Source organism: Pseudomonas urmiensis (assembly GCF_014268815.2).
Classification (GTDB): Bacteria; Pseudomonadota; Gammaproteobacteria; order Pseudomonadales; family Pseudomonadaceae; genus Aquipseudomonas; species Aquipseudomonas urmiensis.
Genome location: NZ_JABWRE020000001.1, coordinates 3,212,249 through 3,227,912 on the forward strand (window position 1 = coordinate 3,212,249; position 15,664 = coordinate 3,227,912).

The 15,664-nt window shown below is 62.7% G+C and carries 12 protein-coding genes and 4 tRNA genes; all 16 read right to left on the reverse strand.

Annotated elements, in window-relative coordinates; genetic code table 11:
* Positions 1-294: 294 nt before the first annotated feature.
* Positions 295-1,185 (reverse strand): DUF2242 domain-containing protein, encoded by an 891-nt coding sequence (locus HU737_RS14450; protein WP_186557299.1) that lies wholly within the window; start codon positions 1,183-1,185, stop codon positions 295-297.
* 200 nt (positions 1,186-1,385) lie between these two features.
* Positions 1,386-1,462 (reverse strand) — tRNA-Asp (locus HU737_RS14455).
* A 139-nt stretch (positions 1,463-1,601) separates the two neighbouring features.
* Positions 1,602-1,678 (reverse strand) — tRNA-Asp (locus HU737_RS14460).
* 97 nt (positions 1,679-1,775) lie between these two features.
* Positions 1,776-1,852, reverse strand: a tRNA-Asp gene (locus HU737_RS14465).
* A gap of 79 nt (positions 1,853-1,931) precedes the next feature.
* Positions 1,932-2,007 (reverse strand) — tRNA-Val (locus tag HU737_RS14470).
* Positions 2,008-2,240: 233 nt separating this feature from the next.
* The gene (locus tag HU737_RS14475; protein ID WP_186557693.1) at positions 2,241-3,014 is read right to left on the reverse strand and encodes an SDR family oxidoreductase; all 774 of its coding nucleotides are present in this window, start codon (positions 3,012-3,014) and stop codon (positions 2,241-2,243) included.
* Complete coding sequence (locus tag HU737_RS14480) at positions 3,011-4,222, reverse strand: O-succinylhomoserine sulfhydrylase (RefSeq protein ID WP_186557692.1); 1,212 nt, start codon at positions 4,220-4,222, stop codon at positions 3,011-3,013. The genes HU737_RS14475 and HU737_RS14480 overlap by 4 nt, the downstream gene beginning before the upstream one ends.
* 15 nt (positions 4,223-4,237) lie before the next feature.
* On the reverse strand, positions 4,238-5,743 hold the full coding sequence (gene purF, locus HU737_RS14485; RefSeq protein ID WP_186557691.1) for an amidophosphoribosyltransferase: 1,506 nt from the start codon (positions 5,741-5,743) through the stop codon (positions 4,238-4,240).
* Between the two features lie 42 nt (positions 5,744-5,785).
* The gene (locus HU737_RS14490) at positions 5,786-6,340 is read right to left on the reverse strand and encodes a CvpA family protein (protein ID WP_186557690.1); all 555 of its coding nucleotides are present in this window, start codon (positions 6,338-6,340) and stop codon (positions 5,786-5,788) included.
* Positions 6,341-6,610: 270 nt separating this feature from the next.
* Entirely contained in the window at positions 6,611-7,294 is a 684-nt protein-coding gene (locus HU737_RS14495; RefSeq protein WP_186557689.1) for an SPOR domain-containing protein, read from the reverse strand.
* A complete protein-coding gene (gene folC, locus HU737_RS14500; protein WP_186557688.1) occupies positions 7,278-8,585 on the reverse strand; it encodes a bifunctional tetrahydrofolate synthase/dihydrofolate synthase in 1,308 nt (435 codons plus the stop codon). Before folC ends, HU737_RS14495 begins: the two co-directional genes overlap by 17 nt.
* Positions 8,585-9,478 carry an acetyl-CoA carboxylase, carboxyltransferase subunit beta gene (gene accD / locus HU737_RS14505; protein ID WP_186557687.1) on the reverse strand — a complete coding sequence of 298 codons (894 nt, stop codon included), beginning with the start codon at positions 9,476-9,478 and terminating at the stop codon, positions 8,585-8,587. Before accD ends, folC begins: the two co-directional genes overlap by 1 nt.
* Before the next feature lie 274 nt (positions 9,479-9,752).
* Positions 9,753-10,373, reverse strand: a complete 621-nt coding sequence (locus HU737_RS14510) for a phosphoribosylanthranilate isomerase (protein WP_186557686.1) — start codon at positions 10,371-10,373, stop codon at positions 9,753-9,755.
* A gap of 60 nt (positions 10,374-10,433) precedes the next feature.
* Positions 10,434-11,288: a tRNA pseudouridine(38-40) synthase TruA gene (truA, locus tag HU737_RS14515; protein ID WP_202885272.1), complete on the reverse strand. Its 855-nt coding sequence runs from the start codon at positions 11,286-11,288 to the stop codon at positions 10,434-10,436.
* A gap of 207 nt (positions 11,289-11,495) precedes the next feature.
* Positions 11,496-14,183, reverse strand: coding sequence for a FimV/HubP family polar landmark protein (locus HU737_RS14520; protein WP_186557684.1), 2,688 nt, complete (start codon positions 14,181-14,183; stop codon positions 11,496-11,498).
* A 228-nt stretch (positions 14,184-14,411) separates the two neighbouring features.
* Positions 14,412-15,416 (reverse strand): aspartate-semialdehyde dehydrogenase, encoded by a 1,005-nt coding sequence (locus HU737_RS14525; protein WP_186557683.1) that lies wholly within the window; start codon positions 15,414-15,416, stop codon positions 14,412-14,414.
* Positions 15,417-15,664 lie beyond the last annotated feature (248 nt).

The window sequence follows — 15,664 nt, forward strand, 5'->3', positions numbered from 1 at the left end:
GTTCTTCTTGATAATCGTCCATCGCCCTACGTCCTCTTCACTCATGATTTGTTTGGTGTCCAGGCCAAGCTAAGCCGGCCGGATGAACCATTGATGACAGTCTTATGAGTGGTAAACGTAGCAGGGGTTCGACACGTTATCAGGGGCAAGCTGTAACAGAAGTTTATGCGCTAGCAGCGCCGGCCTTTTCGCGGGCAAGCCCGCTCCCACAGGTACCGCGCTGGCTTCGAACTCAACGGGGTGCCTGTGGGAGCGGGCTTGCCCGCGAAGAGGCCGGCACCGCCCCGTGATCAATTAAAGCGGCGCAGGAGCCGGCTCAGTGGCGGGAGCCTGTTGCTGCACTTGGATTGGCGTAGCCTCGCTAGGCGGCGCAATCGGCTGGGAGCCCTGACTGTCATCCACCGCCGGCGCTGGCTGAACTTCACTGGCAGGCGCAACTGCGGCAGGCGGTGGGGGCGCAATGGGCTCAGTCGGAGGCGCTGCAATCGGTGCCTCGACCGGTGCTGTAGCCGCAGGCTGCTCGCTGGCGGCAACCGCAGGCGTGCCCTGCGGTGCTGGCGCCAAGGCGGAAGGTGCCTGCTCAGGCAGGCCCAAGGCCGGTGCTGGTTTGTCAGCTTTCGGCGCCTCAGCCTGGGGCTGGGCCTTCTTGGTTTTCTTCGGTTTGGGCAGGAAGCTTTCGACCAAGGCGAAATAACGCTCGTAGAACTGCGGCGCAGTCACCGTCTCGCTGGCAACCTTGACCATGGAGTCGTCGCTAGAGCCAATGGGCATCGACACCGAGCCCAATACACCGACGCCAAGGCTGGCAGAGGTGTTGGATTTTTTCAGCGCATAGCGATCCTGCAGGGCGTTGGCGAACATGGTCGAGCGCTGTTCGTCGCTGCTGTCAGGCGCGCAGGTGACGTTGAAGCTGATCTGCAGGTGGTTTTCGCTGTTCTGCTGAAAGCTTTTGTTGCCAGCGATCTGATTGGCACCGCTGCTGGTGATGATGTAGCCCTGGCTGAGCAAGGCACGACGGGCGGCCTCGCAGGAGCCGGCTTCACTGACCGGGAAGCTGCGCGAGAAGGTGCCCGAGTCATCGAAGTTCTCGTGCTCGTAGACTGCGGTTTTTTTCGAGGAGCAACCGGATACGCCCGCCAGCACAAGGGCCAGCCCGAGCGCACCGAAGACGGATGATCTGGACATCTTAGATACCGGAAAAAGACGAATGGCGCCTATTGTGCATCACATCACCCGGTACTGAAACCGCTGATCGGTGAAGACACTGTCAGGTTCGTGTAAATCTTGCGCCATGGAGAAACACTAGGCTTTAGAAACAAAAAAAGCGACCCGAAGGTCGCTTTCTCTGTGTTGCCTCAGGCGTTCAAGGGGCCTGGAGGCGAAGATGGCGCAGCGGACGGGACTCGAACCCGCGACCCCCGGCGTGACAGGCCGGTATTCTAACCGACTGAACTACCGCTGCGTATCATTCAGGCTTGCGCCCAATTGAAACTGGGATCTGCTTTCCAAGTCGCACTTGGAAGTCAGGCACAAAAAAAGCGATATCTTGATCGCTTCTCTTGTTTTGCTGCGAGGCGTTCAAGGGGCCTCGTAGCAGAAGATGGCGCAGCGGACGGGACTCGAACCCGCGACCCCCGGCGTGACAGGCCGGTATTCTAACCGACTGAACTACCGCTGCGTATCGTTCAGGCTTGCGCCCGATTGAAACTGGGATCTGGCACCAAGGCTTGGCCTTAATACCTCAGACCGGTGACAAGCACCCATCTGGAGAAAAGTGGCGCAGCGGACGGGACTCGAACCCGCGACCCCCGGCGTGACAGGCCGGTATTCTAACCGACTGAACTACCGCTGCGCATAGTGGACTTGCGTCCTGTTCCTCTCGATTAGGAAGCTTCTTGCGAAGGCTCCAAGTTCAGGAACGTCTCAGGAAGTGGTGGGTGATGACGGGATCGAACCGCCGACCCTCTGCTTGTAAGGCAGATGCTCTCCCGGCTGAGCTAATCACCCATTGTGCTGCTTGTGTTGCGTGTTACGTTTGCTTCGCTGAGGCCGCGAAATTTACGCAGGTACCGATGCTAAGTCAATACCCCCATTGAATTTTTTTTCAAAAAGAGCAAAAAACCTTAGGTCTTCTGCAGAGTGGGCTTGCCGGTAAAGAGGTTGGCCCAGGCAACACCGCCATCCTCGCGCAAAAACGAAAAAGAGACCCTATGGCCTCTTCTTGTCTTTCTGCTTACCGCTCAGGTGTAGATCATCTTACGGCTCATGCCGCCGTCGACCACAAACTCCTGACCAGTGACGAACCCCGCCTGCCTGGACAACAGCCAGGCCACCAGCGCCGCGACATCTTCCACGGTCCCTACCCTGCCCGCAGGATGCTGGGCATGGTCAGCATCGCTCAACGGCTCGGCACGGCGTTGGGCAGGATCACGCGCATCGATCCAACCCGGGCTGACTGCATTGACACGGATCTCCGGACCCAGGCTCATCGCCAGGGCATGGGTCAGCGCCAGCAGGCCACCCTTGCTCGCCGCATAAGCCTCGGTATCGGGCTCGGACTGGCGTGCACGGGTCGAGGTCAGATTGACGATCGCCCCGCCATGGGCGCGCAGATAAGGTGCACAGTGCTTGGCCAATAGCATCGGCCCATTGAGGTTGACCGCCAGCACCCGATTCCATTGAGCCAGGCTCAAACTCTCGAGGGTGTGGTTGTGCGGGTTGGCAATGGCCGCGTTGCACACCAACGCGTCCAATCGACCAAACTGCCCAAGCACCTCGGAGACCCCGGCACTGACCTGGGCTTCGTCGGCGACATCCATGGTGATGAACCAGGCATTGTCGCCAAGTGCCTTGGCCACCTTGGCGCCGCGCGGCCGGTCAAGGTCGCTGAGTACCACCTGCCAACCTTCGCAGATCAGCCAGGCAGCGATGCCCAGGCCGATGCCGCGTGCGGCACCGGTAACCAGGGCTACCCGACCGTTATGGCCCGGTTCGCCGCCCTTCCAGTCGATCACAGCGCAGCCAGCCCACGTGCCAGGTCGGCTTGCAGGTCAGCGACATCTTCCAGGCCCACTGCAATGCGGATCAGGCTGTCGCGGATTCCGGCAGCCTCGCGCTCTTGCGGCGACAGACGGCCGTGGGAGGTGGTGGCCGGGTGGGTGATGGTGGTCTTGCTGTCACCCAGGTTAGCGGTGATCGAAAGCAGACGCGTGGCATCGATGAAGCGCCAGGCGCCGTCTTTGCCGCCCTTGACCTCAAAGCTCACCACTGCGCCGAAATCGCTCATCTGGCGCTTGGCCAACTCGTGCTGTGGATGGCTGGCAAGACCGGCGTAATGGACTTTCTCCACGCCCTCTTGCTGCTCCAGCCACTGCGCCAGCGCCTTGGCGCCCTCGCAGTGGGCACGCATGCGCAACTTGAGCGTTTCCAGACCCTTGAGGAACACCCAGGCGTTGAATGGACTCAAGGTCGGCCCCGCAGTGCGCAGGAAGCCCACCACTTCTTTCATCTGCTCGCTACGACCCGCCACGGCGCCGCCCATGCAACGGCCCTGGCCGTCGATGAACTTGGTCGCCGAATGCACGACGATGTCGGCCCCGAGCTTGAGCGGCTGCTGCAGCGCCGGGGTGCTGAAGCAGTTGTCCACCACCAGCATCGCACCACGGGCATGGGCGATCTCGGCCAGCGCGGCGATATCCACCAGCTCCGCCAAGGGGTTGGATGGCGACTCGACGAACAGCAGCTTGGTGTTGGCCTTGATGCCCCGCTCCCAACCGCTCAGGTCAGCCAGCGGCACGTAGTCCACTTGCACGCCAAAGCGCTTGAAATACTTCTCGAACAGGCTGATGGTCGAACCGAACACGCTCTGCGACACCAGCACATGGTCACCGGCGCTGCACAGCGCCATCACCGTGGACAGGATCGCCGACATGCCCGTGGACGTACCCACGGCCTGTTCTGCACCTTCCAGCGCCGCCAGGCGCTCTTCGAAGGCGCGCACGGTCGGGTTGGTGTAGCGCGAATAAACGTTGCCCGGTGTTTCACCGGCAAAGCGCGCAGCCGCATCGGCAGCCGTGCGGAATACATAGCTGGAGGTGAAGAACAGCGGGTCGCTGTGTTCGGCCTCCGGCGTGCGGTACTGACCGGCGCGCACCGCCAGGGTGTCGAAACCGACACCCTCCAGGTCGCTGTCCAGTCGCCCGGCATCCCATTGATCACTCATGCCGTCGCTCCCAAATCAGTTGTTGTACAGGTCGATGATCGCGCTGACTGCCTGGGTCTTGACCTTGGCCGCATCGTTGCGGGCCTGCTCGATGCGTTCCAGATAGGCGTCGTCGATGTCGCCGGTGACGTACTCACCGTCGAACACTGCGCAATCGAAATGCTCGATCTTGATCTTGCCGCCACCGACCGATTCGATCAGGTCTGGCAGGTCTTGGTAGACCAGCCAATCGGCGCCGATCAACTCGGCCACCTGGTCGGTGGTACGGTTGTGGGCGATCAGTTCGTGAACACTCGGCATGTCGATGCCGTAGACGTTGGGGTAACGCACCGCCGGAGCGGCGGAGCAGAAGTAGACGTTCTTGGCACCGGCCTCGCGGGCCATCTGGATGATCTGCTTGCACGTGGTGCCACGCACGATCGAGTCGTCGACCAGCATCACGTTCTTGCCGCGGAACTCAAGCTCGATGGCGTTGAGCTTCTGTCGGACCGATTTCTTGCGCGCGGCCTGGCCGGGCATGATGAAGGTACGGCCGATGTAGCGGTTCTTGACGAACCCTTCGCGGAACTTGACGCCCAGGTGGTTGGCCAGCTCCAGCGCGGCGGTGCGGCTGGTGTCCGGGATCGGGATAACCACGTCGATGTCGTGCTCAGGGCGCTCGCGGCGAATTTTCTCGGCCAGCTTCTCACCCATGCGCAGACGCGCCTTGTACACCGAGACGCCATCCATGATCGAGTCAGGACGGGCCAGGTAGACGTGTTCGAAGATGCACGGCTTGAGCTGCGGATTGGTCGCGCACTGCTTGGTGTACAGTTGGCCTTCTTCGGTGATGTACACCGCCTCGCCCGGCGCCAGGTCGCGGATCAGGGTGAAGCCGAGCACGTCCAGCGCCACGCTTTCCGAGGCGATCATGTACTCGACGCCTTCGTCGGTGTGACGCTGGCCAAATACCACCGGGCGGATACCGTTAGGGTCACGGAAGCCGACGATGCCGTAGCCGGTGATCATCGCCACGACCGCGTAGCCGCCGACGCAGCGGCTGTGAACATGGGAAACCGCAGCGAACACATCTTCTTCGGTCGGCTGCAGCTTGCCGCGTACGGCCAACTCGTGGGCGAACACGTTGAGCAACACTTCCGAATCGGAGTTGGTGTTGACGTGGCGCAGGTCAGACTCGTAGATCTCCTTGGCCAGCTGCTCGACGTTGGTCAAGTTGCCGTTGTGCGCCAGGGTGATGCCATAAGGCGAGTTGACGTAGAACGGCTGGGCCTCGGCCGAAGTCGAGCTGCCCGCAGTCGGGTAGCGCACATGGCCGATACCCATGTGGCCGACCAGACGCTGCATGTGCCGCTGCTGGAAGACGTCGCGCACCAGACCATTGTCCTTGCGCAGGAACAACCGGCCGTCATGGCTGGTCACGATACCGGCAGCATCCTGGCCGCGGTGCTGAAGGACCGTTAGCGCGTCATACAGCGCCTGATTGACGTTCGACTTACCGACAATACCGGTGATGCCACACATGCAACGCAACCCCTACTTTGATGAAACTTGAGTGAATAGCGCTCAAGGCCTGGCAGGCCCGAGCAACTGTTCCTTGAACGGAAGATCAGCAGGTACGCTGACCCCACTGGACATCCACTGACCGGTCATCCCTAGGATAAGGTTTTTTGACCAGTCAGCGACCAATAGAAATTGTGGTATCAGGCGTGATTCCTGCCACCACGGATCCTGTTGCACCGGCCCCAGGCTCAGCAGCCCGACCGCCACGACGACCAGCAAGGCACCCCGGGCGGCGCCAAAGGCCATGCCCAGGAAGCGATCGGTACCGGACAGCCCGGTTACGCGGATCAGCTCGCCTATGAGGAAATTGAGCATCGCCCCAACGATCAGGGTGGCGATGAAAAGAATGGTACAGCCGGCGATGACCCGTGCCGAAGGCGTCTGGATATAGCTTTCCAGGTACTGCGACAACGAACCGCCGAACATCCAGGCTACAGCGCCCGCCACTATCCAGATGATAAGCGACAGGGCTTCCTTGACGAAGCCGCGCGTAAGACTGATCAATGTGGAAACGGCGATGATCGCGATGATCGCCCAATCAACCCAGGTAAATGCCACGGTGCTGCCTGCAGACGTTTGAGGCGGCGCATTTTACCAGAGCGGCGGGCCGGGGGTAAGCGGAATGTCGGGGCGTTGAGGCATTGGCATCATCGACATGGCCTCAAGGGACGGTTTACCCCGGCTGCTGCTATCGCGGGGCAAGCCCGCTCCCACGTAGCAAGCGTAGGCTCCAATATTCTGGCCAGGCAGGTACCGCGTGGGAGCGGGCCAGCCCCGCGATAGCCTCAGGCCAGGCAGCAAATACCTTGAACACGAAGGCGCCCGTGGTCAGCTACGCTCCGGCTGGAACCTGACCACGAAGCCCTTGAGCTTGTGCTGGCGATTGATCACATCACGCAGACGCTCGGCCTCGGCGCGCTCGATCAATGGCCCGACATACACCCGGTTCATGCCATCGGCAGAACGGATATAGGCGTTGTAGCCCTGGCTGCGCAAGGTTTTCTGCAGATTATCGGCACCGACACGGTTGGACAGGCTGGCCAACTGGATCGACCAGCTCACCGGCAGGCCATTGGCGTCGATCTTCGACGGTGCTGCAGGCTTGGCGGCGCTGGCTGCTGTCGCCGGCGCTGGAGTTGCCGCCGGACGGGTCTCGACCTTGGCCGCTGGCGCCGGTGCCACCGGCTTGGCGGCGGGCGCCTGGGCCTGCGGCACGGCAGACGGCGCCGGCGCAATCGGCTGGCTCGGCGTGCTAGCCGGTGCAGTCGACTCATCGACGACCACTGGCGGCTGTTCGGACAGATCCGCTACCGGCTGCTGCTCAGGCACTTGGATCGTCTCGACCTGCACTTGCGGCAAGCTCGGCATCGCCGGCGCCTGCGGCGCATCGACCTGCACCTGACGCATTTCGTCCTCGCGGCTGAACAACATCGGCAAGAAGATCACCGCCAGCGCCACCAGCACCAGCGCACCAACCATGCGCTGTTTCATTCCCTTATCCAGCACTGCCATCTACTCCACCCTCAGGAGCCTGCCGTTCAAGCCATTCCAGGGCCTGACCGACACAGAAAAACGAACCGAACAGCACGATCTGATCATCTGCCGTCGCCTGCGCGCACTGTCCTTCCAAAGCAGCCTCGACGCTGGCATAAGACTTCACCGTAGCGCCGAGGTTCGTCAAGGCCGCTGCCAACTCAGCCGCCGGGCGCGTGCGCGGTGTAGCCAAAGGTGCCACCGCCCAGTTGTCGAACAGGCCCTGCAGCGGCGCTACCACGCCTTGCAGGTCTTTGTCGGCGAGCAGGCCGAACACCGCCAGGCGCTTGCCCTGCGGCGCTCGTGCGGCGAGGCGACGAGCCAGGTACTCGGCAGCATGGGGGTTATGCCCCACATCCAGGAGCAGCTCGACGCGCTTGCCGTTCCAGACCAATGCACGACGATCCAGACGACCGGTGATGCGAGTATCGAGCAGGGCCTGGCGGACTTGCCCGGCCTCCCACGGCAAGCCCATCAACAGGTAGGCCTGCAACGCCAGCGCGGCGTTTTCCATCGGCAGGTCGAGCAGCGGCAGGTCATGCAACTCGACCGCCGCGCCATCGAGCTTGCGCCCACGCCACTGCCAATGATTAGCCGTCTCGGCCAGATCGAAATCGCGCCCGCGTAGCAACAGCGGGCAGGCCAACTCGCGGGCCTTGTCCAGCAACGGTTGCGGTGGCAGCAGATCGCCACACAGGGCCGGTTTGCCCTGGCGGAAGATACCGGCCTTTTCGAAGGCCACTGACTCGCGGCTATCGCCCAGGTAGTCGACATGATCGACGCCAATGCTGGTAACCAGCGCGAGGTCGGCATCGACCAGGTTGACCGCATCCAGCCGGCCACCGAGGCCGACTTCGAGCACCACGGCATCCAGAGCCGACCGATGGAACAGCCAGAACGCCGCCAGGGTGCCCATTTCGAAATAGGTCAGGGAAATCTCGCCGCGCGCCGCCTCGACGGCGGCGAAGGCTTGGCACAACTGCTCATCGCTGGCGTCGACGCCATCGATGCGCACCCGCTCGTTGTAATGCAGCAGGTGCGGCGAGCTGTAGACGCCGACCTTGAGGCCCTGGGCCTGGAGCAAGGCGGCGACGAAGGCACAGGTCGAACCCTTGCCGTTGGTACCGGTAACGGTCACTACCCGAGGCGCCAGCTTGCCCAGCCCGAGCCGCTGGAGAACATGTTGCGAACGCTCCAGGCCCATGTCGATGGCCGAAGGGTGCAGCTGCTCGAGATAGGCGAGCCAGTCGCCGAGGGTACGTTGAGTCATTACGCGACGGCCGCCACTTCCTGAGCTTCGGCCGGGGTCGGCTGGCCAGTCATCTGTGCCAGCAGGCGAGCCAGGCGCGGACGCAGCTCGTGACGCGAGATGATCAGGTCGATGGCGCCGTGCTCGAGCAGGAACTCACTGCGCTGGAAGCCTTCTGGCAGCTTCTCGCGAACGGTCTGCTCGATGACGCGCGGGCCGGCAAAGCCGATCAGCGCCTTAGGCTCGCCAACGATCACATCGCCAAGCATCGCCAGGCTGGCGGAAACGCCACCGTAGACCGGGTCGGTCAGCACGGAGATGAACGGAATGCCTTCTTCGCGCAGGCGCGCCAGCACTGCCGAGGTCTTGGCCATCTGCATCAGCGAGATCAGCGCTTCCTGCATACGTGCACCGCCCGAGGCGGAGAAGCAGATCATCGGGCAGCGGTTTTCCAGCGCGTAGTTGGCGGCACGGACGAAACGCTCACCGACGATGGCACCCATCGAGCCACCCATGAAGGAGAACTCGAAGGCGCTGACCACGATCGGCATGCCCATCAGGGTGCCGCTCATGGAGATCAGGGCGTCTTTCTCGCCGGTCTGCTTCTGCGCGCCAGCCAGGCGGTCCTTGTACTTCTTGCCGTCGCGGAATTTCAGGCGGTCAACCGGCTCCAGATCGGCACCGAGCTCGGCACGGCCGTCGGCGTCGAGGAAAATGTCGATGCGCGCACGGGCGCCGATACGCATGTGATGATTACACTTGGGGCAGACATCCAGGGTCTTTTCCAGCTCAGGACGATACAGCACGTTCTCGCAGGCTGGGCACTTGTGCCACAGGCCTTCCGGTACCGAGCTCTTCTTCACCTCGGAACGCATGATCGATGGGATCAGTTTGTCGACTAACCAGTTGCTCATGCTTTCTTTCTCCAGTATTTGGCGGGCGGGGACCGATCTGGCCGGCCATGCCCTACCCTTGAGCTCATATTCTTCAATGAAACGATGATGGACCGGCTCCGGGGCCCGCTACTGCGCGAAGCCAACCGAACGACCGAACCCTCTTCAATCTGTCATGCCGGCGCCATTGACACCGACTCTGCACCTGGCTGCGCCTGCAACAGCACGCGCGCCTGGCAGCAAAAGGCTGCGATAGCTATGGACGATGGCGCGCGGCCAGCCGTCACATCTGCCTTCACGCCTGCTTCACTGCACGCACGAACGCCTCGATCCTGGCGGCGTCCTTGATGCCCTTGGCCTGCTCGACCCCACCGCTGACATCCACCGCATAAGGGCCAACCTGGGCAATCGCCTGGCCGACGTTGCTCGGGTTCAGACCACCGGCAAGGATAATCGGTTTACTCAAGCGTGGCGGCACCAGCGACCAGTCGAAAGCCTCGCCAGTCCCCCCCGGGACGCCGGCGACGAAGGTATCCAGGAGAATCCCGCTGGCATTGGCGTAGTGCTTGCACTGAGCTTCAAGGTCATCGCCAGGACGCACCCGCAAGGCCTTGATCCAGGGCCGGTGAAAACCGTCGCAGTCAGCCGGGGTTTCGTCGCCGTGGAACTGTAGCAGGTCCAGCGGTACCGCCTCGAGGATCTCGTTGAGTTCGCAGCGCGAGGCATTGACGAACAGGCCAACGGTGGTCACGAACGGCGGCAGCGCGGCAATGATCGCCCGCGCCTGCTGCACGTCCACCGCACGCGGGCTCTTGGCATAGAAGACCAGGCCGATGGCATCGGCGCCGGCTTCGGCGGCGGCCAGGGCGTCTTCGATGCGGGTAATCCCGCAGATCTTGCTGCGAACGTTGCTCATGGACGGCGAACCTTGAGTAATCGGTGAAAGGCCGGATGTTAGCAAATCACTTTTCGCCCGTCAGTCTGCCAAGGCGTCGAAACCGGTAAGAAAGTGTGGGCCGATGTAACGCTGGGGCAAGGTGAACTGCTCAGGGTACTCAACTTGCACCAGGTACAGGCCATACGGATGCGCGGTCACCCCGGCCTCGCGGCGATCGCGGCTTTGCAGCACTTCGCGGGCCCACTCGATCGGCCGCTCGCCGCTGCCAATGCTCATCAGCACCCCAGCGATGTTGCGCACCATGTGATGCAGGAACGCCGTGGCGCGGATGTCCAGGACGATCATCTGGCCATGGCGGGTGACGCGCAGGTGGTACATGTGCTTGACCGGCGACTTGGCCTGGCATTGGCTGGCACGAAAAGCGCTGAAGTCATGGGTACCGAGCAGGTATTGCGCCGCTTGGGCCATACGCTCGACGTCCAGCGGGCGGTGGTTCCAGGTGACTTCCTCGGCCAGGTGCGCCGGGCGGATCGGATCGTTGTAGATGACGTAGCGGTAGCGCCGGGCAGTGGCCTTGAAGCGCGCGTGAAAATCCGCCGGCATCTGCTGCGCCCAGGCCACGCTGATGTCTCGCGGCAGGTTGAAGTTGGTGCCCATGGTCCAGGCGCGCTCATCGCGCACGGCATTGGTATCGAAGTGCACGATCTGCCCGCAGGCATGCACGCCGGCGTCGGTGCGCCCGGCGCAGACCACCGAGATCGGCGCATTGGCCACCTTCGACAACGCCTGCTCAAGGGCCTGCTGGACACTGGCCACACCGCTGGCCTGGCGTTGCCAGCCGCGGTAGCGAGCGCCTTTGTATTCCACGCCCAGGGCGATGCGCGAGTAGCCTTCGGCCGCCGATTCGGCCGCGTCGTTGTCGATGATGTCCAAGTAACTGAAACCTGTGGATGGAACGAAGGGCGGCATTATAACGACAACGGCAGCCTTCTGGGCTGCCGTTGCGGGGCTTGCATCAGGGGCCGCGTCGCCCTCTTCGCGGGCAAGCCCGCTCCTACAGGGAGCGCACGCCCCTCAAGATCAATGCGGTACCTGTGGGAGCGGGCTTGCCCGCGAAAAGAACACCACCGACCTGCAGTCTTACACCAACCGGGACAGCATCTCCTCGGCTTCACTGCGCTGACCATCATCACCATCCTTGACCACTTCATCGAGGATGTCGCGCGCGCCCTGGTGATCACCCATATCGATATAGGCACGGGCCAGATCGAGCTTGGTGGCCACTTCGTCGGCACCGGAGAAGAAGTCAAAGTCCAGGTCGTCCAGCGGCTCCGGCTCCTGCGCGGCGTCGGCAGCGGTGAATTGCGCCTCCAGCGACGGCGTTTCGAGGTTCTGCGAGAGCTTGTCCAGTTCGGCGTTGACGTCGTCCAGCTCCGAGGCAAAGTTCTTTGCCGCGGGCGAGTCGTCTTCCAGCGACAGCGACAGGTCGAAGTCGTCTGGCAGCTCCAGTTCGGAGATCGGATCGAACTCGGGAATCTCGTCGAACGCTGCCAGCTCAGCGGCCACATCCACCGGGGCTTCCTCGGCCGGAGTCGCAACTGGCGAATCACCGACATCCAGATCGAAGTCGGCCAGGTCGTCGACGCTCTGCGGCTCGGCCTCAGCTTGGGCCTGGGCCAGCAGCGCTTCGAAGTCGTCATCGGCATCCGTTTCACCGACTGCCGGCTCAACCACCTCGGGCTGCTCGAACTGAGCCTCAGGTTCAATAGCAGGCTCAACCTCATCCAGGATCGGCGACTGCAACTGATCATCCAGCGCCAGGTCATCGTCCAGACTCAGATCGAAGGCACTGTCCAGGTCGCTCTCTTCGACGGGTGTCACATCGGCGAGTACTTGCGGCTCAGGCTCGACTACAGGCTCGGACACCAGCTCCTCGACCACAGGCTCAGGCTCGCCTAGCTCAGCAGCCGGGATATCCTGTTCGTCTTGCAGCAGCTCTTGAACGTATTGCTCGTCCAGCTCTGCCGCCAGGGCCGCCGCGCCAAGGCCGGCAGCCGCCACGGCGACCATGGCCGGGAAGCGTTCCTTGAGCGATTCGACCTCAGCCTTGTTCTGCTCATTGCCCGCCAGCTTGCGCTCCTGATCGGCAAAGGCGTTCTGGTCGCCTTGACGTGCGTAGACCTCCATCAGCTTCAAGCGCAGGTCGCTGCGCTCAGGCTCGGCGGCCACAGCCGTCTCGAGCAGGTCGGCGGCGTGATTGAGGCGACCACGCTGCAGGCTCAGTTCGACTTCGGCCAGCAGCTTGTCGAGCGAATCTTCTTGCGGCTCTGGCGCAGGCGCCATCACCGGGGCGACGACCGCAGGCTTCTCCGCTGCCGTAGCGGCTGCGGCAGAAGCCGCCACCACTGCCGGCGACAGGGTCACGCTTGGCGCCGACACATCCAGTTCATCGAAGCTGCTTGGCGGCAGGTCCAGATCAGGGTTGCGCTCCCCCTCCTCCGACAAGGCGCGGGCCATGCGCAGGTGCTTCTCGGCTTCCTGCTGAGCCTTGCGCTTGCGTGCCAACAACAGCAGCAACAGCAGCAACACAAGGAACGCCGAGCCAGCAATCAGGCCCAACAGCAATGGATTACCGAGCAGCTCGTCGAGTGCGCTCTGCTCAGTCTTGGCTTCAGCGCCCGGCGCGGCTTGCGGCGCGGTATCGACCGCAGCGGGTGCTGGCTCGACGACAGGCTCCGCTGGCGTCAGCTGGGCGTTGACGGCTGGCTGGGCCGGCGCAGGCTCACCTGGCAGAGCAGCGACTGGCGGCGTCTGCCCGGCGGCGCCTTGGGCTTCGAGGCGCGCCAGTTGGTCATTTTTCAGTTGGATCAGACGCTGCAGCTTGTCCAGCTGGCTCTGCAGGTCGGTCATGCGGCTCTTGAGTTCTTCGTTGTCGCGTCGGCTGGTGTCCAGGCTCTCCTGGGCGACCGCCAATTTGTCGTTGAGCTCCTTCGCCCCAGCCGCCCCTGCTTGATTGCCAGGGCTGACCAGACGCAGGTTGTCGCCCTGGGCGATGCGCGATGGCGCCGCCTCGGCTGCGCCGCGACGGGTCGCGTCGAGTTGACGAGCGCGCGGCCCCAAACGGCGGCCTTCGCGCCAGGCCGCGTACTGCTCGGCCACCTCACGGTTCGCTTCGCCTTGGGCAATGCTCTGAATCTGCTGCTGATCCGGCAGACGCAAGACCTGGCCGATCTTCAGCTGGTTGATGTTGTTGCCAATGAAGGCATCCGGGTTCAGTGCCTGGATCGCCAGCATGGTCTGCTGCACCGAGCCGCCCTGGCTGTTGCGCGCGGCAATCTGCCAAAGGGTGTCACGGCGTTTGGTGGTGTAGCTACCAGCGCCGCTGACCGGCGCGCTGATGTTGGCCGCCGCAGGCTGCTCGCCCTGGGCCTTGGCCTGGTCGAGCAGGACGCTGTAGTCGCGCAGCAGACGGCCCTGCGGCCACATCACCTGGACCAGGAACTTGACCACAGGCTCGCTCAATGGCCGGCTGGAGGTAACCCGCAGCACGCTCTTGCCATTGGGATTGAGCACCGTGGTGAAGGTCAGGTCCTCGACATAGGGTGGATAGGCCACCCCGGCCTTGGCGAATTCTTCCGGCGACGCCAGGCTCGGCGCCACTTCGGCAGCGGAGAGGTCGCGCACGTCGAGCAATTCGATCTCGGCGTCCAGCGGCTGGTTCTGTGCCGACTTGAGGGTCAGCTCACCCAACCCCAGGGCATTCGCCATGCCGGACGACAGCGCAGATGCTGCCGCCATGGCCAAAACCAGTTTGCGAATTCGAAGCATGACCTCTTCCCTTGTATGAATCGTCCCAAAATCTAATGTGATATAGGACAAAATTGCTTGGCTTTGTACAAAAAGTGCCTGCGCGACGATCATGCTGCGGTGAAAATGCTGCGGTGAAAACAGGCTCGGAATGCTCATTTACAACCAGTAAACTGCGCTTCCTCGCCTGTTTTCGCCTTGCCTGATCGCCGCTCGGCGACTTTTCGTGCAAACCCTCAGAAGTATCTTTTAGAGCCTGTCTTTTATCAACAATTGAGCGATTTGAACGGCATTGAGCGCAGCGCCTTTGCGCACATTGTCGGTGGTGAGCCAGAGGTTGAGCTGTTGCTCTTCATCAATGCCAAGGCGTACACGACCAACATAGACCACGTCTTGGCCCACTGCGTCACCCACCGGCGTCGGATAATCGTCCGCTTCGACCAGCTCGATACTGTCGGCCGCGTCCAGGGCCTGATTGACTGCCACCAGGTCCACCGGGCGGCGGCTTTGTACGGCCACACTCAAGCTATCGCCGAAAAACACCGGGACTTGAACGCAGGTCACGGAAATCTTCAGCGCAGGCATGTCCAGTAGCACACGTAGCTCATTGACCAAGCGCCGCTCTACGGCGGTGTGCCCCTGCTCATCGCTGGCACCGACCTGGGCCAGCAGGTTGAAAGCGATCTGCCGGTCGAAGAAGCGTGGCTCCAATGGACGGGCATTGAGCAGCTCGGCGGTCTGGCGCGCCAGCTCACTGACCGCTTCCTTGCCCTGGGCCGACACTGCCAGGTTGGCCATGACCTGAACGCGCTCGATATCCAGCAGACCTTTGAGCGGCGCCAGGGCCACCGCCAGCGCAACGGCGGCAGCGCTTGGGCTGGTGATTTGCGCCGGCAGGGTCAGCTTGGCCAGCTGATCGCCATTGGCTTCCGGGACCAGCGCCAGCGCCTGATCGAGACCACCTGACAGGTCGATGACCGTGCAGCCGGCGGCATGGGCCTTGGCTGCGAAACTGCGGCTGACGGCCGGGCCCGCGGCGAAGAAGGCCAGCTGGGCCTGGCTGAAGTCGAAGCTGTCAACTTCGCGCACACGCACTTTCTTGCCAGCGAACATTACGCTGCTACCAGCAGATTCCATGCTGGCGAGCAGGTGCAGGGTTTTGACCGGGAAGCTGAGTTCTTCGAGGATCTGCACGAGGGTTTCACCGACGCTACCGGTGGCGCCGATGACGGCGATGTCTAGGGGTTGGCTCATGGGAAATCCTCTGCGGGTTCGGCGGGAGCGGCACTTTACTTGGATTATTGGGCTTGGGGTACCTTCAGGGCATTTGAATAGCCTCGGATGCGCTATTGCTATCGCGGGGCAAGCCCGCCCCCACGCCAGCCCCGACCTTGGCTGCGAAACTTGCGTGGGGGCGGGCTTGTCCCGCGATAGAGCCTTAACAGCCCCCTAAAAGCAAAAAACCCGCGCTCAGCAAGAGCACGGGTTTCGGTCAAGCCAGG

Coding starts and splice junctions, on each gene's coding strand:
- HU737_RS14450 (WP_186557299.1), bottom strand. CDS start 1,185: ATGTCCAGATCATCCGTCTTCGGTGCGCTCGGGCTGGCCCTTGTGCTG.
- HU737_RS14480 (WP_186557692.1), bottom strand. CDS start 4,222: ATGAGTGATCAATGGGATGCCGGGCGACTGGACAGCGACCTGGAGGGT.
- purF (WP_186557691.1), bottom strand. CDS start 5,743: ATGTGTGGCATCACCGGTATTGTCGGTAAGTCGAACGTCAATCAGGCG.
- HU737_RS14495 (WP_186557689.1), bottom strand. CDS start 7,294: ATGGCAGTGCTGGATAAGGGAATGAAACAGCGCATGGTTGGTGCGCTG.
- folC (WP_186557688.1), bottom strand. CDS start 8,585: ATGACTCAACGTACCCTCGGCGACTGGCTCGCCTATCTCGAGCAGCTG.
- accD (WP_186557687.1), bottom strand. CDS start 9,478: ATGAGCAACTGGTTAGTCGACAAACTGATCCCATCGATCATGCGTTCC.
- HU737_RS14510 (WP_186557686.1), bottom strand. CDS start 10,373: ATGAGCAACGTTCGCAGCAAGATCTGCGGGATTACCCGCATCGAAGAC.
- HU737_RS14520 (WP_186557684.1), bottom strand. CDS start 14,183: ATGCTTCGAATTCGCAAACTGGTTTTGGCCATGGCGGCAGCATCTGCG.
- HU737_RS14525 (WP_186557683.1), bottom strand. CDS start 15,416: ATGAGCCAACCCCTAGACATCGCCGTCATCGGCGCCACCGGTAGCGTC.